We start from the raw sequence: 20149 nt of genomic DNA, 5'->3' as shown, positions 1-20149 counted from the left end.
GCCTTCACGGACGGGTTGCGCCATATTTCGGTTAACCCTCAGGTTAGGGCTGCGCAAAAGCTTGGGAGTGATGGGCATGGCGGGCAAGACGACGCAACTGGCGCTGGTTTCCGACGATAAGAAGGATGCGCCGGCGGACAGGCTGGCCTATCTGAAGGCGCTGGAGCGCCGCGTGCTGTGGCTGTCGCACTGGCTGATCCATAATGCCAACCATGTGCGCCCATCGCGCGACGGGCTGAAGGTCGGCGGCCATCAGGCTTCCTCCGCCTCGGTGGCGACGCTGATGACGGCGCTGTATTTCGACATTCTGCGCCCTGAGGACCGGGTCGCGGTGAAGCCGCATGCCAGCCCGATCTTCCACGCCATCCAGTATCTGATGGGGCGGCAGGACCGCGCCGCGCTGGAGAATTTCCGGGCGCTGGGCGGCGCGCAATCCTATCCGTCGCGTACCAAGGACAAGGATGAGGTGGATTTCTCCACCGGTTCGGTCGGCCTCGGCGTGGCGATGACGCTGTTCGGCTCGATCACCCAGGATTATGTGCGCCAGCATTTCCCGGAAAAGGAGAAGGCTTCGAAGCCGGGCCGGATGATCGCCGTGATGGGCGATGCCGAGCTGGATGAGGGCAATATCTACGAGGCGCTGCTGGAAGGCTGGAAATACGACATCCGCAATACCTGGTGGGTGATCGACTATAACCGGCAGAGCCTAGACGGCGTGGTGAACGACCAGCTGTTCCAGAAGATCAAGGGCTTCTTCGCCGCGGTCGGCTGGAAGGTCGTGATGATCAAGTACGGCAAGCTGCAGGAGGAGGCGTTCAAGAAGCCGGGCGGCGAGGCCTTGCGCAACTGGCTCGACGATTGCCCGAACGACCTCTATTCCGCGCTGGTCTTCAAGGGGCAGAACGGTGACCCCAGCGTGTGGCGCAGCCACATCCTGGCGGATCTCGCCGGGCATAACGGCATTCCGCAGCTGTTGGCCGACTATGATGATGAGGGCCTGCACCTTCTGATGACCAATCTGGGCGGCAACGACATGGCGGCCGTGCTGGAAGGCTTCGCCCAGGCCGAGGACGACACGCCGCACTGCTTCATCGCCTACACCATCAAGGGCGCGCAGACCCCGCAGGCCGGCCACAAGGACAATCATGCCGGGCTGATGAGCGTGGAGCAGATGGAAAGCTTCAGGAGCCAGATGGGCATTGCCGATGGCGCGGAGTGGGATGCGCTGGACGACCGCGACCTGCCGGTCGCCAAGCTGCGCGACTTTATCGCCAAGGCGCCCTTCAACCAGCCGGGCAGCCGCATCAAGCAGAGTGCAGCAGTTGCCGTGCCGGACGATTTCCCCACCGTGAAGGCCGAGCGGATTTCGACCCAGGCCGCCTTCGGCCATATCCTGAACGCCCTCGGCAAGGGGCAGAGCGATCTGGCCGGGCGCATCGTCTCGACCTCGCCGGACGTTACGGTCTCGACCAATCTGGGCGCCTGGGTGAACCAGCGCGGCATTTTCAGCCGCCGGGCGCGCGACGATATCTTCCGCACGGAAAAGGTGGTCTCGGCGCAGAAATGGGCGCGCTCGCTGACCGGCCAGCATATCGAGCTGGGAATCGCCGAGAACAATCTGTTCATCATGCTGGCCGCCCTTGGCCTCGCTGGGCCGCTGTTCGGCGAGAAGCTGCTGCCGGTCGGTACGCTGTACGACCCGTTCATCGCGCGCGGCCTCGATGCGCTGAATTACGCCTGCTATCAGGATGCCCGCTTCATGCTGGTCTCCACCCCGTCGGGCATCACCCTGGCGCCGGAAGGCGGGGCGCATCAGTCGATCTCCACCCCGCTGATCGGCATGGGCCAGCCCGGCCTGACCTATTTCGAGCCGGCCTATGCCGACGAGCTGGCGGCGATCATGCGCTGGGGCTTCGGCCATATGCAGGCGCCGGACGGCGGCTCGCTCTATCTGCGCCTCTCGACACGTGGGCTGGACCAGCCGCAGCGCCCGCTTGCCGGTGATTTCGCCGATCAGGTGGTGGCCGGTGCCTACTGGCTGGTCGAACCCTCGGCGGAGTCAGAAGTGGCGCTGGTCTATTGCGGCGCGGTGGCGCCGGAAGTGATGGAGGCGCATGCCGCTCTGGCCGAGGATATGCCGGGCCTGGGCGTGCTGGCCGTCACCTCGCCGGACCGGCTCTATGGCGACTGGCACAAGCAGACCGAGGCACGCCGCAAGGGCCAGCCGGTGCAGCCGACCCATCTCGACCGGCTGCTGGCACAGGCCCCGGCGGCCGCGCTGGTGACGGCGCATGACAGCCACCCGGCCGCCCTGTCCTGGATCGGTGCGGCAGCCGGCCGGCCGGTGCATGCGCTCGGCGTCACCAAATTCGGCCAGTCCGCCGACCTGCCAGACATCTACCGCGTCCATGGCCTGGATGCCGACGCGATCATCGACGCGGTCGCGACGGCGTGTCTGGGGCGTATCGGGGGGCGTCTGAACTGAGCGTGCCGCCGCTCTGAACTTGCCCCTCCTTGGCTTTCTGCCGCCGGAATGCTACCTGTAAGTTGCAATCAGAACTTACAAATAAGTCAGATCAAGGGAGTTGCCTGCCATGCTTGTCGGTGTGCCGAAAGAGGTGAAAATCCACGAATACCGGGTCGGTCTGGTGCCGGCCTCGGTCCGTGAACTGGTCGAGCATGGGCATCAGGTAATGGTCGAGACCATGGCCGGCCACGGCATCGGCTTCGACGATGCCGATTACGAGGCTGCCGGTGCCAGCATTGCGGGCAGCGCGAAAGACATTTTCGCGAAAGCCGACATGATCGTGAAGGTGAAGGAGCCTCAGCCGGCGGAATACAAGCTGCTGCGCGAGGGCCAGCTGCTGTTCACCTATCTGCATCTCGCCCCCGATCCCGTACAGACCAAGGGGCTGATGGAATCGGGCTGCATCGCCATCGCCTATGAGACGGTGACCAGCCAGCGCGGCGGGTTGCCGCTGCTCTCCCCGATGAGCGAGGTCGCCGGGCGCATGTCGATCCAGGTCGGCGCGCACTGCCTGGAGAAGGAACGCGGCGGCGCCGGCATTCTGCTGGGCGGCGTGCCGGGCGTGCCGGCGGCCAAGGTGACCGTGCTGGGCGGCGGCGTTGCTGGCACCAATGCGGCGCGCATGGCGATGGGGCTGGAGGCGCATGTCGTCGTCATCGACAAGAGCCTCGACCGGCTCTATCAGCTCGACGAGCGTTTCGGCTCCGAACTGCACACCATCTTCGCGACGCGCGACGCCATCGAGCAGCATGTACTGTCCAGCGACCTCGTTATCGGCGCCGCACTGGTGCCGGGAGCTGCGGCGCCCAAGCTGGTGACCGCCGACATGGTGAAGCGCATGAAGCGCGGCTCCGTGCTGGTCGATATCTCGATCGATCAGGGCGGCTGCTTCGAGACCTCGCGCCCGACCAGCCATGCCGAACCGACCTATGTGGTGGACGAGGTGGTGCATTACTGCGTCACCAACATGCCGGGCGCGGTTGCGCGCACCTCCACCGTGGCGCTGAACAACGCGACCCTTCCGTTCGCCCTGGCGCTGGCCGACAAGGGCTATCGCAAGGCGCTGGCCGACGATATCCATCTCCGCAACGGCCTGAACGTTCATACCGGCCGGGTCACCTACAAGGCCGTCGCCGACGCGCTGAACCTGCCTTACACCCCGGCGGAGGACGCGTTGGCGCTGTAGGGCAGTCTCGGTTGAGTGGGGTACCAGTTTTTGGTATCCTGCCTGCCGTCAGAAAGGTGGCGCCATGTCCCGTAACACCTCGGTTTCGCTCGGCACGCATTTCGCGGGCTTTGTTGATCGAAAGGTCAAGGAAGGCCGCTATGGCTCTGCGAGCGACGTCATACGCGCCGGGTTGCGCCTGCTTGAAGAGCGGGAGGCCAATCTTGCGGCATTACAGGCGGCTTTGATCGAAGGCGAGGAAAGCGGCCTCGCGCAGCCATTGGATGTCGAGGCCTTCCTAGCCGAGCAACGTCAGGGCCGATAAGCCGGGATGGCGCCGGGATGACGCCGGAATGATGTATGTACTGACGCCGAGGGCGCGGCGGGATCTGGCTGATATCTGGCGTTATTCCAACGAACGATGGGGCGAGGAGCGGGCCGACGCCTATGTGCGTCAGATCGCCGAGTGCTGTCTGCGTCTTTCGGAAGGGGCGCTGATCGGCGCCGACGCATCGTCAATCCGGCCCGGCTACTGGAAATGCCGGGTCGGTTCACACCTGCTCTTCTACACAGTTCCGGCGGATCATCCCCTGCAGCTTGTCCGCATCCTGCATCAGCGGATGGACATCACCGCCCATCTCTAGCGCAGGAAGCGGCCGAGATGGGTTTCGACGTTGCGGGTCAGCGTCGTGTCCAGATCGCGCAGGGTGGTCTCGGTCAGCTCGTACCAGGCGCGTTCCCGGTCGTTCAGCGTGATGTCCTCCGGCACGGTGCGGCTGCGCTGCACCCGTGCTTCCGCCATGCCGATGCGCGCGCCGCGATTATCGAGGATTTCCAGCACGGCCTCGACGGTCGCGGTGTAGCGCTCAGACTGCTCGTTGGTAAGGCTGCCCCGCAGGCCGGTGGTGGTTTTCAGCTTTTCCTCGACGATGCTGGCCTCTTTCACACGCAGCACGGCACGGTTGAACTGGCTGCCGGATGCCGTGAGCCGGTCGCTCGCCCAGCGTTCCACCGTGCGCCCGGGGTTGACCGGTACCAGATGCTCGACATGCGGGCGCGACAGCGGCTCGCGATATTCGTTCACCACTTCGATGGATCCGACATCCAGCCCGATCTTCGGTTTGCCCTGAAAGGTGATATCGGCATAGCGCGGCGCCGGGTCCGGCGTGGCGCAGGCGGCCAGAACCAGCGAAAAGAGGGCCAGCGAGAACAGGGCAAGGCAGCGTGAAAGGATGGTCGTCGGGCGGAACATGGCGGCTTCCTTGAACGTCACGGGCAAGCGCGCTTGCGGTACGATGGCATGTCCGAAGCGCGGGAGACCAAGAATGCGGCGGTGGCAGCCATCTGGCAAGACGGCCTATTGTCGCCCTATTGCCGCGGCGTTTCTTCCGCCAGCGCATCCAGATCGGCATCATCGTACCGGTACGCACGGTTACAGAACTGACAGGTAACGACCACGCAGCCGTCCGGTTCCTTCATATCATCCAGTTCCGCGCGCGGCTGGGCAGCCAGCACGGCGCTGACCCGCTCCCGCGAGCAGCGGCAGCGATCCGTCATGATGTTCGGCTCGAACACCCGCACACCATCCTCGTGGAACAGCCGGAACAGAAGCTCAGGCGGCGGCAGGGCCGGGGACAGCATTTCCTCATCCCGGGCGGAGCTGGTGAGGATGACAACGCGGCGCCAGCCATCCTCCGCCTCGTCCTCAGTCAGCGACTGCCATATACGGTCGGCCTGGCTGCCGCCGCCGCCCTCGGCGGGCATGCGCTGCACCATCAGCCCGGCCGCTCGCCAGATGCTGCCGCCTTCCGGCAGGGCAACACGCTCGCAGGCGGTTTTCAGGCAGGTCTCGATCTGCTCGGAATCCCGGAAATAGGTATGCGCGCAATCCGATAGGGTGGCGCCGGTCAGCTCGACCACGCCCTGATACCGTTCGGTATGCGCGCCCTGATCGACGGTGAAGGCAAGATACCCCGCGCCCAGCAACCCGGGCACCGAGCGGTCGATCCCGGCACCGGTCTGGGCGCGCGCCGCCGCCGCCGCGGCGAAGCGCTTGGCGTCGAACTGGGCATAGCCGCGCAGGTGCCCGTCCGAGGTGACGTCGGCAACCAGCAGGCTGATCGGCCCGTCGCTCTGGATCTGCAGCGTGAAGACCCCGTCATATTTCAACGCGCCGGCCAGCAATGCGGCCAGCGCCAGCGCCTCGCCCAGCATGCGGGCGACCGGTTCGGGGTAATCATGGCGGGTCAGGACGGCATCGACTTCCGCGCCAAGCCGCACCATGCGCCCGCGCAGGCCCAGAGATTCGATCTGGAAGGGCAGCAGCATGTCTTCGGTGACGCCATGCGCGCCGGGACCGGCGGATGCCATCACGTCAGGCACCAGCGCAGGATGCCTTTCTGGCCGTGCAGCCGGTTTTCCGCCTCGTCCCAGACCACGGATTGCGGCCCGTCGATGACCTCGGCGGAGACTTCCTCGCCGCGATGGGCCGGCAGGCAATGCATGAAGATCGCCTCCGGCTTGGCGTGGCGCATCAATTCCGCATTCACCTGATAGGGCTGCAGCATGTTATGGCGGCTGCCGGTATCGGCATCGCCCATCGATACCCAGGTGTCGGTGACCACGCAGTCGGCGCCGGCCACGGCCGCCTCGGCATCATGGGTGACGACAATCCGCGCCCCCTGGGCGCGCGCCCACTCGATGAGGCCGGGATCGGGGGTCAGCATCTCCGGGCAGGCGATGCGCAGCTCGAAATCGAAGCGCGCCGCCGCATGAATCCAGGAGGCGGCGACATTGTTGCCATCGCCGCTCCAGGCCACGACCTTGCCCTTGATCGGGCCGCGATGTTCCTCGAAGGTCATCACATCGGCCATGATCTGGCAGGGGTGGCTGCGGTCGGTCAGCCCATTGATGACCGGCACGCTGGCGTTGTCCGCCAGCTCCTGCAGGATCGCCGGGCTGAAGGTGCGGATCATGATCGCATCGACATAGCGTGACAGCACGCGCGCGGTATCGGCCATGGTCTCGCCGCGCGAGGACTGGATATCGGCGGTGTTCAGCAGCACGACATCGCCGCCCAGCTGCTTCATGCCGACCTCGAAGGAGACGCGGGTCCGGGTCGAGGGCTTCTCGAAGATCATCGCCAGCGTCTTGCCGGCCAGCGGCTTGTCGGCCTCGTCGCCGGCCTTCAGGGCTTCCTTCATGGTGCGGCCGCTATCCAGGATATGCCGCAGGGTGCCGGTGTCGATCAGGTCGAGATCGAGGAAGTGCTTGGGGTGCTTCAACAGCTTGTTCATCGAACGATCCTCAGCCCGCCAGCTTGCGGGCGGCCTTTTCCATCATGCCCATCGCCTCGCTCACCTCGGCATCGCCGATGGTCAGCGGCGGCAGCAGGCGCACCACATTGTCCGCCGCGCCGACGGTCAGCAGCCCCTGTTCGCGGAACGCGGTCTGCACATCGCCGTTCGGCATCACGCATTTCAGCCCCAGCATGAGGCCGGCGCCGCGCACTTGCGCGAACACGGTGGGGTGGCTGGCCACCAGCCCTTCCAGCCGGGTCCAGAAATCACGGCCGACACGATCCACCTGGGCCAGGAAAGCCGGGTCGTTCACGACATCCATCACCGCATTGCCGACCGCCATCGCCAGCGGATTGCCGCCGAAGGTGGAGCCGTGCGTGCCGTATGTCATGCCCTTGGCCGCCTTCTCGTTGGCGAGGCAGGCGCCCATCGGGAAGCCGCCGCCGATGCCCTTGGCGACGCCCATGATGTCCGGCGCCACGCCAGCCCATTCATGGGCGAACAGCTTGCCGGTCCGGCCGACGCCGCACTGCACCTCGTCGAAGATCAGCAGCAGGCCGTATTCGTCCGCCACGGCGCGCAGCTGGCGCAGATAGTCCAGCGCTGCCGGGCGGACGCCGCCCTCGCCCTGTACCGGCTCGACGATGATGGCGCCGGTTTCCGGCGTGATCGCGTTGCGCAGCTCGTTCATGTTGCCGAACGGCACATGGTCGAAGCCGCCGGCGACCGGGCCGAAACCATCCAGGTACTTCTTGTTGCCGGCGGCGGCCAGCGTCGTCAGGGTACGGCCGTGGAAGGCGCCCTCGACGGCGATGATGCGCGTACGCTCCGGCTGGCCGTTGGCGGAATGGTATTTGCGCGCGACCTTGATTGCGCACTCCATCGCCTCGGCGCCGGAATTGCCGAAGAACACGGTGTCGGCGAAGGTCGAATCGACCAGCCGCTGGGCAAGCTTCTCCTGCTCCGGCACGCGGTACAGGTTGGAGACATGCCACAGCTTCTCGGCCTGCGCCTGCAGCGCCTTCACCAGATGCGGGTGGCAATGGCCCAGCGAGTTGACCGCGATGCCGGCGGCGAAATCGAGATATCGTCGGCCATCCGTCGCGAACAGATGCGCCCCCTTGCCATGCGTAAAGCTCAGGTCAAGCCGGTTGTATGTGGGCATGACGGCAGGAAGCATCGATTTATCCCTTCCCATCGGTAAAAGGGTTGCAACGCGACGGAATTTCGCGAAAGGGCGCGAGTATCCGCGCCTGCCCGGAGGATGTCAATTACCGTTGCGTTGCTTTATTAGCGGCCCCTCAAGTTTTCAGCTTGTAGCCGCTTTTCAGCATCGTGTAGCTCACCGCCAGCAGCGCGAGGTTACAGCCCGTCATGACCGCGATGCCGGCCAGCGGCGGGGCGTCGGCATGGCCGATGAAGCCATAGCGGAAGCCGTCGATCATGAAGAAGAACGGGTTCACATGGGCAAGCTCGTACCAGATGCCGGGCAGCCGCTCGGTCGAATAGAAGGTGCCGGACAGGAAGGTCAGCGGCACGATCACGAAATTGGTGACGGCGGCGATATGGTCGAACTTGTCGGCCCAGATGCCGCCGATGATGCCGAGCAGCGACAGCAGCAGGGCGGCGGACAGCGCATGGAACAGCACGAATTCCGGATGCGCGAAGGTCACCGGCACGAACAGCCACATCGCCAGCAGGGTCGAGCAGCCGACGGCCAGTCCGCGCGTCACCCCGCCCAGCGCGAAGCCGGCGGTCAGCTCCGCCGGCCCCAGCGGCGGCATCAGCGTATCGACGATGTTGCCCTGTACCTTGGCGACGACGATGGAGGAGCTGGTATTGGCGAAGGCGTTCTGCGCGATCGCCATCATGATCAGGCCGGGCGCAAGGAATTCGGAGTAGGAGACGCCACCGATCACCATGTCGCCCCGGCCCAGCGCCAGGGTGAAGACCAGCAGGAACAGCAGCGAGGTCACCATCGGTGCCGCCACGGTCTGCACGAAGACCTTCAGGAAGCGCCGCACCTCCTTCTGGTAAAGCGTCCACAGGCCGAGCCAGTTGACGCGGCCGATGGCCCTGGGAGCCAGAGGGCGCGGGGCCAAAGGAGGGGGGGCAAGCTTGGACATGCTGGCTCTCGATTGCGGATCCGGTACAGGTAGAGGCGCACAGATAGTCCCTTCGGCCGCACGGGACAACCCGCCATGCCATCACCTTCTGGCCGGGGCAGCCGGAAGATGGCAGCATGGCCAGCATGGATAATAGCGCCCCAAAGCCGAACAAGCAGCCGACGAGACCACCCCGGAAAATCCCCCGCAAGCCCAATCCGGCATCACTGGAGCGGGCGGCCCTGCATTATCTGGAGCGTTTCGCCAGCTCGGCGGAGAATCTGCGCCGCGTGCTGCTGCGCAAGGTGGAGCGCGCGGCCCGGCATCATGAGGATATCGACCGCGAGGCGGCGGCGGGGTGGATCGACGATCTGATCGCCCGCTACCGGCGGACCGGGCTGCTGGACGACAAGGTCTATGCCGAGGCGCGCACGACCAGCCTGCACCGGCGTGGCGCGTCAGTGCGCAAGATCAGGCTGAGCCTGGCGCAGAAGGGGGTGGCGGCGACGACCGTCGAGGCGGCGCTGGAGGATCTCGGGGAGCGCGTGGAGGGTGATGTGGAGCTGCAGGCCGCCATTGCGCTCGCCCGGCGGCGGCGGCTGGGGGTCTATCGTCTGGCCGCGGCGCGCGCCGACTATCGCGACCGCGATCTGGCGGCATTGGCCCGGGCAGGATTTTCCTACGACATCGCCCGCCGGGTCATAGAGGCGGAGGATGAGGCGGCCCTGATCGCCCTCGTCGATGCGGAATAGGCGCTGTCCAATTGTGCGGGCCAATGGTTTTCTTCAGGAAATGCTGGAATCCTCTGGCCTTCCGGACTGGTTTGCGCAAACAATATTAGAAGGCAGCATGAAGGTGCTTTTCGTCGGTGTCTTGCCGCCAGAACTGGCTTGCTTCTTGCTTGGTGAACGGCGTGGCCGGGCCGGCCCGATCCGGGGGGCAGCCGGCCGGAGATTGTGATCGGGGATGGTTGCCGGTGATCGTTAAATGCCCACGAGGCTGTGTTTGATGGTCGGATATTTTAAGCGTGCGAAGATGCTGGCGGTCATTTCGGCCGTGCTTATGCTGACCAATTCCTGCGCCGGACCGGCGCATATGGCAGAACCGCCTCGCGATTTCCTGGCCCGCGATGCCGCGCGAATCTTCACCGCCGGCTATGACAATATCAGCGAATATTATCTGGACCCGGTCGATCTTCCCAGCCTGGCCCTGCATGGCATGCAGGGGCTGAGCCAGCTTGATCCGAATTTTGCCGTGACGGCCTTGCCGGATCGGCTGCAACTCACCGTCGGCCGTGCGGTGATCGGCGAGTTTCCGGTGCCGCCGCAGAATGATTCGGTGCATTGGGGCATGCTGACCGCCGCCGTCATCCTGGCCGGCCGGTCGTCCTCTCCCATACTGGCGACGGCCGAGCCGGAGCGGCTTTACCGCACTGTGTTCGAGGCCAGCCTGAAGGATCTCGACCGGTTCTCGCGCTATGCCGACTATTCGACCGCGCTCGACAACCGCGCTCAGCGCGAGGGTTTCGGCGGGATCGGCATCTCGCTGCTGCCGGACGACAGCCAGATCATCATCGCCAATGTGATGAAGGATACCCCGGCCGAGCGGGCCGGGCTGCGTGCGGGAGACCGCATCACCAGGATCGACGGTGTGCTGACCGAAGGCATGAATGTGCATGATGTGGTCAGGCACCTGCGCGGCGGCATCCACAGCCCGGTCGATCTTGGGCTGGCGCGGTCGCGCGGACATGGCACCGAATCGGGTACCGACACGCTGCATGTCACGCTGCGCCGTGCGCGCATCGTGCCGACAACCGTCAGCCTGGAACGGGTCGATGACATCGCCATCATCAAGCTGCACGGTTTCAATCAGGATACCGCGTCGAGCCTGAGCCGGGAGATGACCGAGGCCTGGCGCAGCATCGGGCCGCGCCTGTCCGGCGTGATTCTCGATCTGCGCGGTAATCCGGGCGGGTTGCTGGATCAGGCGGTGTCGGTCGCTGACCTGTTCATCGCCAGCGGTCAGATCGTCTCGACGCGGGGCCGTCACCCGCACAGCCTGCAGCGCTATGACGCGCGCAGCGACGATATCGCCCAGGGGCTGCCGCTGGTGGTGCTGATCAACGGAGCCTCGGCCTCCGCCTCGGAAGTGGTGGCCGCCGCCTTGCAGGATAGCGGCCGGGCGGTGCTGGTGGGGTCGCGCTCCTTCGGCAAGGGATCGGTGCAGACCGTGGTCCGCCTGCCCAATGATGGCGAGATGATGCTGACCTGGGCCAGGCTGTTCGCGCCGTCCGGCTATGCCTTGTCAGGTTATGGCGTGCTGCCGTCGGTCTGCACGGCGAACTACACCGACGATCCGGCACAGGTGATCAGCGATTTGCGGCGCGGCGCGGTACGGCCCGCCAATCTGCTGGTCGCGCGCCGGGTGGTCTCGGAGCTGGATTCGAAGCGCCAGCAGGAATTGCGTGAGGCCTGCCCGTCGAAGCCGGCGCACAACGAGATGATCGACATGGATGTCGCCCGTCTGCTGCTGCGCGACGGCGAGCTTCTGGGCCGCATGCGGGACATGTCGGTCATGGCGGTGGCGCTGAAGACGGATTGAGGCTCTTCAGCGGCGCTTATGGCTTGACAGGAAGTTTCCGGCCTGTATGTTCTCGGCCTCTCACGCAACCCAAGCGAAATGGGATCTGCCGTCATGGCGAAGTCGAACACTCTGCTCATCAAGCTCGTCAGCAGCGCCGACACGGGCTTCTTCTACGTTGCTAAGAAGAATCCGCGCACCATGACGGGCAAGCTGGAACTGAAGAAATACGATCCGAAGGTGCGCAAGCACGTCGTGTTCCGCGAATCGAAGATCAAGTAAGCGCGTTTCATCCGCGCTTTCGGTAAAAGGCCGCCTTTCGGGCGGCCTTTGTCGTTTGGGGGTCTCGTTTAGGCGTCGTTTTTGGGGGGCGCTACACGCCCTTGCGGTGGCGCCTTGGCTGATCTGCCGGCGGTGCCTCGCCCCAGCGGCGGACCGCGCCGACTTCCAGCCCGAACAGGTCGAGCACGCGGCCGACACTGTGATCGACCATCGCCCCGATGCTGTCCGGCTTTGCGTAGAAGGCCGGGACCGGCGGCGCCACGATGCCGCCCATCTCGGTCACGGTCATCATGTTGCGCAGATGTACGGCGGTCAGCGGTGTCTCGCGCACCATCAGCACCAGCCGGCGGCGTTCCTTCAGCACCACATCGGCGGCACGGGTCAGCAGGCCGGAGGTGACGCCACTGGCGATTTCCGCCAGCGTCTTCACGGAGCAGGGGGCCACCACCATGCCCAGCGTGCGGAACGAGCCGCTGGAGATCGCCGCCCCGATATCGGCCTGCGGATGCCAGTAATCGGCCAGCGCCTGGACATCGCGCAGCTTCCAGTCGGTTTCGTGCGCCAGCGTGATCTCGGCCGATCTGGAAATCACCAGATGCGTCTCGACCGGCTGGTCACGCAGCAGCTGCAGCAGCCGGATGCCGTAGAGCGCACCGGACGCGCCTGACAGGCCGACGATAAGGCGTTGCTTTTCCATGCCTATGACCTAGCGCGCTTCATCCTTCCGGTCCAGTGCGGCAAACTGCCCGAAACAGCGGAAGGCGGGACGATTGTGAGGCTTGCAACAGAGGCGTAACATACCCACGTCGAATTGGTAGAGTTCTTCTGAACCAAGGAGGTTGGATATGGCAACAGCCAATAGCCGGATCGACGCCCTGAAGGTCAAGCACCAGCAGATCGACAATACCCTCCAGTCCGAAACCAGCCGCCCCCTCCCGGACGACAGCGCCATCGCCTCGCTGAAAAAGGAAAAGCTGAGGCTCAAGGACGAAATCAACCGTTTGGCACATCATTAGGTATCTGGCTCCAAGCCGCCTGGCCTTGCTCCCGAAAGGGCGATAAGTCCTTTCGGGGAAGGCCATGTGATGCATGAATCTGCGTTTTCCGCATAACGGACTTGCGGGAAAGCCGCAGAAACAGTACCGGTAGCGCGTAATCCCATCGCGCTCGGCTGGACACTGCCGGACAGTCCGTTTATGTCTCGCCCGACGCTACGCAAAGGATCGCGGAAGCGGTATTCTATGCCGCTATCCGCCCCGATCCGCAGCCATGGAGAATCGCGACCGTGACAGGCACCGACACGCTGAAAACCCGCCGTACCCTGGTGGTCGATGGCGACGAGTACGAATATTACAGCATCGAAGCGGCCCAGAAGGCCGGGCTTGGCGACGTTTCCCGCTTGCCGATGTCGCTGAAGGTTCTGCTGGAGAACCTGCTGCGCTACGAAGACGGGCGCACCGTGACGGTCGATGATGTGATGGCCATGGGCCAGTGGCTGAAGGACAAGCAGTCCAAGCGCGAGATCGCCTACCGCCCGGCCCGCGTGCTGATGCAGGACTTCACCGGCGTGCCGGCCGTGGTCGATCTGGCCGCGATGCGCGATGCCGTGGCCGCGATGGGTGGTGACCCGCGCACCATCAACCCGCTCTCGCCGGTTGATCTTGTCATCGACCATTCGGTGATGGTGGATAATTTCGGCACCATGACCTCCTTCGAGGAGAACGTCGATCACGAGTTCAAGCGCAATGGCGAGCGTTATGCCTTCCTGCGCTGGGGCCAGAAGGCGTTCGACAATTTCCGCGTGGTGCCGCCGGGCACCGGAATCTGCCACCAGGTGAACCTGGAATATCTGGCGCAGGTCGTGTGGACCGGCAAGGACGGCAACCGCACCGTGGCCTATCCGGACACGCTGGTCGGCACCGACAGCCACACCACCATGGTGAACGGCCTGGCCGTGCTGGGCTGGGGCGTGGGCGGCATCGAGGCCGAGGCAGCGATGCTGGGCCAGCCGGTTTCCATGCTGATCCCCGAGGTTGTCGGCTTCAAGCTGACCGGCAAGCTGCGCGAGGGCATGACCGCGACCGATCTGGTGCTCACCATCACCCAGATGCTGCGCGCCAAGGGCGTGGTCGGCAAGTTCGTGGAATTCTTCGGTCCCGGCCTCGGCAATCTGTCGCTGGCGGACCGCGCGACCATCGCCAACATGGCGCCGGAATATGGCGCGACCTGCGGGTTCTTCCCGATCGACAAGGAGACGCTGCGCTATCTCGCCTTCACCGGCCGTGACGACAAGCGCGTGAAGCTGGTCGAGGCCTATGCCAAGGCCCAGGGCATGTGGCACGACGAGACCTCGCCCGATCCGGTCTTCACCGACGCGATGGAGCTTGACCTCGATACGGTGCAGCCCTCGCTGGCCGGCCCGAAGCGCCCGCAGGACCGTGTGCTGCTGTCCGACGCGGCGGCGTCCTTCACCAAGGCGATGGCCGAGATCGGCGCCAGCGGCAAGCAGGTGCCGGTCAAGGGCGCCGATTACAAGCTGGAAGACGGCAAGGTGGTGATCGCGGCGATCACCAGCTGCACCAACACCTCCAACCCCTCCGTGCTGATCGCGGCCGGTCTGGTCGCGCAGAAGGCACTCGCGAAGGGCCTGACCTCGAAGCCGTGGGTGAAGACCTCGCTGGCGCCGGGTTCCCAGGTGGTGACCGATTATCTGGAGGCCGCCGGCCTGCAGAAATCCCTGAACGAAATCGGCTTCAACCTTGTCGGCTATGGCTGCACAACCTGTATCGGCAATTCCGGTCCGTTGCCCGAGCCGATTGCCAATGCGGTGGATGAGGGCGACCTGCTGGTCTGCTCCGTGCTGTCGGGCAACCGCAATTTCGAAGGCCGCGTGCATCCGCAGGTGAAGGCGAACTACCTGGCCTCGCCGCCGCTGGTCGTCGCTTACGCGCTGGCCGGCACGATGAAGCTGGACCTGACGACCGAGCCGCTGGGCACTGGTTCGGACGGCAAGCCGGTCTATCTGAAGGATATCTGGCCGTCGAACCAGGAAATCCGCGAAGCGATGGAGAAGTCGCTGACCGCCGAGATGTTCAAGCGCCGCTACGCCAACGTCTTCGAGGGGCCGGAGCAGTGGCAGGCCATCGACACGCCGGAAAGCCTGACCTACAGCTGGGACGACCGTTCCACCTATGTGAAGAACCCGCCCTATTTCCAGGGCATGTCGAAGACTGTCGAAGGCGGTTTCTCGAACGTCTCCGGCGCCCGCGTGCTGGCGCTGCTGGGCGATTCGATCACCACCGACCACATCTCGCCGGCGGGGTCGATCAAGAAGGACAGCACGGGCGGCAGCTACCTCATGGAGCATGGCGTACCGCCGGCGGAGTTCAACTCCTACGGCGCACGGCGCGGCAATCATGAGGTGATGATGCGCGGCACCTTCGCCAACATCCGCCTGAAGAACGAGGCGGCCGGCAACACCCAGGGCGGCTTCGCCAAATATGTGCCGTCGGGCGAGATCATGTCGATCTACGACGCCTCGATGAAGTACCAGGCCGAGGGCACGCCGCTGGTCATCGTGGCCGGCAAGGAATACGGCACCGGTTCCTCGCGCGACTGGGCGGCGAAGGGCACCAACCTGCTCGGCATCAAGGCCGTGCTGGCGGAAAGCTTCGAGCGTATCCACCGCTCCAACCTGGTCGGCATGGGCGTGCTGCCGCTGCAGTTCAAGGATGGCGATACCCGCAAGACGCTGGAACTGACCGGCGACGAGGTGATCGACATTTCCGGCATCGGCACGGGCATCAGCCCGCGCATGGATGTGCCGGTGACGATCCGCTATGCCGATGGGCGCACGAAGCAGATCACCGCGCTGTGCCGCATCGATACTGCGGACGAGGTCGAGTATTTCCGCAATGGCGGCATCCTGCACTATGTGCTGCGCAACATGGTGAAGGCGGCCTGAACGCCGTTCTCGCATCATTACAGGGTGAAGGGCGCCAGCATGCTGGCGCCCTTTGTTTTTATTTTTAGCTTGTAGTGGCGCCGCCGGATTTACACTTCTTTAAAGTGAAGAGGGTTAGTATCCCCCTGTTCCGCGCGGAAGAGCCGTGCTGGAAGCGTCAGGCTTCGTTTTTCCTTTATGTAGTAGGCCGAATAGGCTAACCCTACAATTAATAGCGGCTGACGCATTTACCTCTGTTTTATCGGCGACGCCCGCATGCAACACCTGACTGTTGAACACAGTACCGTTTATCGCTACGCCCGCCCTGTGCGGTTCGGCGAGCATCGCCTGATGTTCCGCCCGCGCGACAGCCATGATATCCGGCTGATCTCGACCGGCATCAAGATCACGCCACCGGCCGAAATCCGCTGGCTGCACGATGTTTTCAACAATTCCATCGCGATCGCCTCCTTCTCGGAGATGTCGGACCGGCTGGAGTTTGTGAGCACCATCACGCTGGAACATTATGGCGGCGATTATCCCGACCTGACGCTGGCGCCCTATGCCCGGATTTTCCCCTTCACCTATTCCGGGGAAGAGATGGCGGATCTGGGCCGCACGCTGGAACGGCATTACGAGGATCCGGAACATGAAGTTCTGGAATGGGCGCGCCAGTTCCTCAACCGCGAGGGCGAGACCCATACCTACGACATGCTGATCGCGATGAATTCGGCGATCAATGCGCGCTTCTCCTACGCAAGGCGCTACGATCTCGGCACCCAGCCGCCGCTGGAAACGCTGCGCAAGGGCAGCGGCAGCTGCCGCGACTTCGCGCTGCTGATGATGGAAGGCGTGCGCAGCCTGGGGCTGGCCGCCCGTTTCGTCTCCGGCTACCTCTACGACCCGGTCATGGATGGCGGTTCCGAATCCATGGTCGGCGCGGGCGATACCCATGCCTGGGTTCAGGTCTATCTGCCTGGCGCCGGCTGGGTGGAATTCGACCCGACCAACGGGCTGATCGGCGGCGCCAATCTGATCCGTGTCGCGGTGGCCCGCGATCCGTCCCAGGCGGTACCGCTGCAGGGGGCGTTTTTCGGCGCCGCCAGCGACTTCCTCGAAATGGATGTGAAGGTCAAGGTCACCGCCCGCAAAACCGGCCAGGGCAGCGGCCAGCCATCGCGGCCGCTGGTGGCCATGCTCTAAAATCAGCTCTGGGCGGTTGCGGCGAAGGTCCGTTCCGCCGGGAACCGGACGGTGACAATGGTGCCCACTCCGGGCGTGCTGTCCAGAACCATGCTGCCGCCATGCAGTTCGACCATCGATTTGGTCAGCGGCAGGCCCAGCCCGGTGCCGGCATATTTGCGGTGCAGGCCGCTGTCGATCTGGGTGAAGGGCAGCATCGCCTTCTGCAGGTCGCTCTGGCTCATGCCAACGCCGGTGTCGGCGACCTTGATGGCAATACCGCCCGCCTCCAATTCAGCGGACAGCGTGACCGTGCCGCCCGGCCCGGTGAATTTGACCGCATTGGACAGCAGGTTCAGCAATATCTGCCGCAGCCGCTGGCGGTCGCCGCGCAGGCCGGGGATGGTATCGGGCAGGGACTGCACCAGCGTCAGCTCGGCGCTTTGCAGCCGCGGCTGCAGCAGGCGCGTGCTGGAGTCGAACAGCTCCGACAAGGCGATCACCTCGTCGATCATGTCGATCTTGCCGGCCTCGGCCTTGGAGAGGTCGAGGATGTCGTTGATGATGCGCAGCAGATGGTTGCCGCTGTCATTGATGTCGGTCGCGTATTCGCGGTAGCGAGAATCGCCCAGCGGGCCGAACAGCTCGTCGCGCAGGATTTCCGAGAAACCGATCACCGCGTTCAGCGGGGTGCGCAGTTCGTGGCTCATATTGGCCAGGAAGTCGGACTTGGCGCGGCTGGCGGTCTCGGCGCGGTCCTTGGCCTCGTAGAGCTGGATCTCGGTCATCTTGCGCGCGGTGACGTTGGTCAGGGCGCCGACGGTCCGGTATATCCCCTCCGGGCCGCGCAGCCCGGCGCCGCGGTCATAGACCCAGCGGATGACGCCATCATCGCCATGAATCCGGTATTCGCAGGCAAAGCGCTGATTGACGCCGGCCAGATGTGCCTCCCAGGCATGCCGGTAGCGCGGCAGATCTTCCTCATGGACGCGTTCCAGCCAGTGCGCCCTGGGCACCACGGCCTCGTCGCCGAGGATGCCCGCCACCTCCCGGAAGCGCGAGGAGACGAACAGCACGTCGCCCTGGCTCTGAACCCATTCATAGACACCTTCATTCGCGCCGGCGAGCAGCAGCGCGTGCCGTTCCTCGCTGCGCCGCAGGGCCTGTTCGGCCAGCTTGCGCTCGGTGATGTCGGTGGCGCCGCCGATCAGCCGGATCACGCGGCCGCTGTCGGGATCGATATCGGGCCGCGCATAGACGCGCAGCCAGCGCACCGTCCCCATGGGGTCAATGATGCGGAACTCGTCGGTGGCCGGATGGCCTTCCATGATGCGCTGCCGGCGCTGGCGTAGCATGCCGATATCCTCCGGATGGGCATGATGGCCCCACCAGACGTCAGGCACCTTGTTGGCCAGCGGGATGAAGGTCTCGCCGCCCAGCGATCCCGCGTTCCATTCCAGATTGGCGGTGCCATCCGGGTCGATGCGGTAGGAATAGACCATATCGGAGGTGAGTTCCGAGATCACCCGGTAGCGGTGTTCGCTCGCGTCGCGCAAGGCCTCGTCGCGCTTGCGCCCGGTAATGTCGCGGCCAACCCCGCGATAGCCGGTGATGGTGCCGGACTCATCACGGATCGGCACGCCCGAGGCCTGGACCCAATAGCGCTCCCCGTCCGACCCCAGGAAGGAATATTCGAGATCCTGGAACGGCTCCCCGCGGTCCATATGGGCCTGCAACTTCCTGGTGAAGTCGGGGTCGGCATCGATTGAGGCCAGCAGATCGTGGCGATTGCGGCCCAGCAGCGTTTCCTTGGACCAGTCGCGCTCGACGAACGGGCCGGTCAGCCGGCGGAATTCCAGATAGGTATAGGTCTGGGTCATGTCGGTTTCCCAGAACCAGTCGGCGCTGCACTGGGCGAAATCCTGGAAGCGTTCCTCGCTTGTCTTCAGCTCCTGCTGAATCCGGTAGCGCTCCGTGATGTCGGTGTAGATGGTCACGAAGCCGCCGCCGGGCAGGGGCGTGTCCTTGATTTCCAGAACCGTGCCATTCGGCCGCCGTCGGGCGAAGGTACGCGCTTTCACTTGCATGGCGCTGGCCACGCGTGAGGCCACGATCTTCTCGATGTCGCCGGGTCCATGCTCGCCGCGCTCGGCATTCAGGCGAACAAGCTTCTCGAACGGGTCGCCGATGGCGAATCGGTCCGGCGACAGGTCCAGCAGTTCCAGGAACCGCCTGTTGAAGCTGGTGACGCGCATGTCGCCATCGACGATGGCGATGCCTTCGGCCATATGGTCGAAGGTCGCGCGCAGCATCGCGGCATTGCGGTCCGACACGGCCTGCGAGCGTGCGCTGTCGGTTACGTCGGTACAGACGCCGCGATAGCCGGTGAACCGGCCCTGGGCGTCGAAGCGCGGATTGCCGCTGGCCCGGATGAAATGCCGTTCGCCCTGCGGATCGACATACAGGAAATTGAAATCCCGGAACGGCTTGTGCGCATTGGCTGTTGCCAGCTGGCGCTGCCAGAGCGGCAGGTCGAAGGCGGCGTTCAGCACCTCGAAGACGGAACGGCCATAGACCTGCTCCGGCGGCAGGCCCAGCAACTCCAGCCCGCGGCTGGAGATCATCGTGAAGCGATGCGCCGCGTCGGTCTCGTAGATCCAGTCCGCGGCGATATCCAGGAAGTCGCGCAGCCGGTTTTCCACCGCCTGCAACTGGTTGCGCAGCAGTGCGTTCTGGCTCGCCAACTCATCCAGATGTGTCAGCGGGTATATCGACACCGACTCCGTCACACAACGACCCTTTCGCCAAATCTTTGGCACATGCCAGTAGAGCCGAGGCTCTGCCCGGAATCATACATGAAAGAGAGAATAGAGGAGATTTCTTAACAAAGACTTAGCCAATAAGATCGGGGTACCGCGCATTGTGTCGCCCGTGCGGCAGCCGGCCACAAACTTGCCGTGCCACCCCCACATCCCTGCCATGCCAGCGGCCTATCCCGGACAGGTCATGCGCCGCTCGTGCCGTTATATGGGCCGGTATTGTTCCGGATTTCCGGCCGGGGCGGGG

At 64.6% G+C, this 20149-nt stretch carries 17 protein-coding genes; 10 read left to right on the top strand and 7 right to left on the bottom strand.

The features are described from left to right. Positions 1 to 76 precede the first annotated feature (76 nt). From BKM74_RS12220 to BKM74_RS12205, 4 genes are all read left to right on the top strand, one after another. Positions 77 to 2485, top strand: a complete 2409-nt coding sequence (locus tag BKM74_RS12220) for a transketolase (RefSeq protein WP_086466174.1) — start codon at positions 77 to 79, stop codon at positions 2483 to 2485. 109 nt (positions 2486 to 2594) lie between these two features. Beyond that, positions 2595 to 3713 carry an alanine dehydrogenase gene (gene ald / locus BKM74_RS12215; RefSeq protein WP_086465998.1) on the top strand — a complete coding sequence of 373 codons (1119 nt, stop codon included), beginning with the start codon at positions 2595 to 2597 and terminating at the stop codon, positions 3711 to 3713. 64 nt (positions 3714 to 3777) lie between these two features. After that, positions 3778 to 4017 (top strand): type II toxin-antitoxin system ParD family antitoxin, encoded by a 240-nt coding sequence (locus tag BKM74_RS12210; RefSeq protein WP_086465997.1) that lies wholly within the window; start codon positions 3778 to 3780, stop codon positions 4015 to 4017. Positions 4018 to 4045: 28 nt separating this feature from the next. Continuing rightward, positions 4046 to 4336 (top strand): type II toxin-antitoxin system RelE/ParE family toxin, encoded by a 291-nt coding sequence (locus BKM74_RS12205; RefSeq protein ID WP_086465996.1) that lies wholly within the window; start codon positions 4046 to 4048, stop codon positions 4334 to 4336. Here BKM74_RS12205 and BKM74_RS12200 read toward each other — a convergent pair. From BKM74_RS12200 to BKM74_RS12180, 5 genes are all read right to left on the bottom strand, one after another. Next, the gene (locus BKM74_RS12200) at positions 4333 to 4944 is read right to left on the bottom strand and encodes a hypothetical protein (protein ID WP_086465995.1); all 612 of its coding nucleotides are present in this window, start codon (positions 4942 to 4944) and stop codon (positions 4333 to 4335) included. The genes BKM74_RS12205 and BKM74_RS12200 overlap by 4 nt on opposite strands. A gap of 116 nt (positions 4945 to 5060) precedes the next feature. Then, positions 5061 to 6062: an Hsp33 family molecular chaperone HslO gene (hslO, locus tag BKM74_RS12195; RefSeq protein WP_176342514.1), complete on the bottom strand. Its 1002-nt coding sequence runs from the start codon at positions 6060 to 6062 to the stop codon at positions 5061 to 5063. Continuing rightward, the gene (gene argF / locus BKM74_RS12190; protein ID WP_086465994.1) at positions 6062 to 6988 is read right to left on the bottom strand and encodes an ornithine carbamoyltransferase; all 927 of its coding nucleotides are present in this window, start codon (positions 6986 to 6988) and stop codon (positions 6062 to 6064) included. Before argF ends, hslO begins: the two co-directional genes overlap by 1 nt. 10 nt (positions 6989 to 6998) lie before the next feature. Further along, positions 6999 to 8171 (bottom strand): aspartate aminotransferase family protein, encoded by a 1173-nt coding sequence (locus BKM74_RS12185; protein ID WP_086465993.1) that lies wholly within the window; start codon positions 8169 to 8171, stop codon positions 6999 to 7001. 121 nt (positions 8172 to 8292) lie between these two features. After that, positions 8293 to 9117, bottom strand: coding sequence for an ABC transporter permease (locus tag BKM74_RS12180; protein WP_086465992.1), 825 nt, complete (start codon positions 9115 to 9117; stop codon positions 8293 to 8295). Between the two features lie 116 nt (positions 9118 to 9233). On the opposite strand from BKM74_RS12180, the gene BKM74_RS12175 reads away from it, so the two are divergent. The 3 genes from BKM74_RS12175 to rpmG all read left to right on the top strand — a co-directional run bounded on the left by BKM74_RS12175 (position 9234) and on the right by rpmG (position 11958). Then, positions 9234 to 9848: a regulatory protein RecX gene (locus BKM74_RS12175; protein WP_322096663.1), complete on the top strand. Its 615-nt coding sequence runs from the start codon at positions 9234 to 9236 to the stop codon at positions 9846 to 9848. Between the two features lie 343 nt (positions 9849 to 10191). Then, positions 10192 to 11697 (top strand): S41 family peptidase, encoded by a 1506-nt coding sequence (locus BKM74_RS12170; protein ID WP_176342513.1) that lies wholly within the window; start codon positions 10192 to 10194, stop codon positions 11695 to 11697. Positions 11698 to 11790: 93 nt separating this feature from the next. Continuing rightward, the gene (gene rpmG, locus BKM74_RS12165; protein WP_008945703.1) at positions 11791 to 11958 is read left to right on the top strand and encodes a 50S ribosomal protein L33; all 168 of its coding nucleotides are present in this window, start codon (positions 11791 to 11793) and stop codon (positions 11956 to 11958) included. Positions 11959 to 12049: 91 nt separating this feature from the next. Here rpmG and BKM74_RS12160 read toward each other — a convergent pair whose 3' ends face one another. Continuing rightward, entirely contained in the window at positions 12050 to 12655 is a 606-nt protein-coding gene (locus BKM74_RS12160) for a UbiX family flavin prenyltransferase (RefSeq protein WP_086465990.1), read from the bottom strand. 148 nt (positions 12656 to 12803) lie between these two features. Here BKM74_RS12160 and BKM74_RS12155 point away from each other — a divergent pair, with 148 nt between their 5' ends. The 3 genes from BKM74_RS12155 to BKM74_RS12145 all read left to right on the top strand — a co-directional run bounded on the left by BKM74_RS12155 (position 12804) and on the right by BKM74_RS12145 (position 17104). Next, positions 12804 to 12974 carry a YdcH family protein gene (locus tag BKM74_RS12155; protein WP_086465989.1) on the top strand — a complete coding sequence of 57 codons (171 nt, stop codon included), beginning with the start codon at positions 12804 to 12806 and terminating at the stop codon, positions 12972 to 12974. 260 nt (positions 12975 to 13234) lie between these two features. Then, positions 13235 to 15922 carry an aconitate hydratase AcnA gene (gene acnA / locus BKM74_RS12150; RefSeq protein ID WP_086465988.1) on the top strand — a complete coding sequence of 896 codons (2688 nt, stop codon included), beginning with the start codon at positions 13235 to 13237 and terminating at the stop codon, positions 15920 to 15922. A gap of 255 nt (positions 15923 to 16177) precedes the next feature. Further along, a complete protein-coding gene (locus tag BKM74_RS12145) occupies positions 16178 to 17104 on the top strand; it encodes a transglutaminase family protein (RefSeq protein ID WP_086465987.1) in 927 nt (308 codons plus the stop codon). 2 nt (positions 17105 to 17106) lie between these two features. Here the strand turns inward: BKM74_RS12145 and BKM74_RS12140 are convergent, their stop codons facing one another. Then, a complete protein-coding gene (locus BKM74_RS12140) occupies positions 17107 to 19872 on the bottom strand; it encodes a PAS domain S-box protein (RefSeq protein ID WP_176342512.1) in 2766 nt (921 codons plus the stop codon). Positions 19873 to 20149: the final 277 nt, after the last annotated feature.

Origin of the sequence: Oceanibaculum nanhaiense (assembly GCF_002148795.1) — a bacterium.
In the GTDB taxonomy this organism is placed as follows: Bacteria; Pseudomonadota; Alphaproteobacteria; order Oceanibaculales; family Oceanibaculaceae; genus Oceanibaculum; species Oceanibaculum nanhaiense.
Note: the sequence above shows the minus strand (reverse complement) of the source record. Positions and strands in the feature narration are given on the sequence as shown.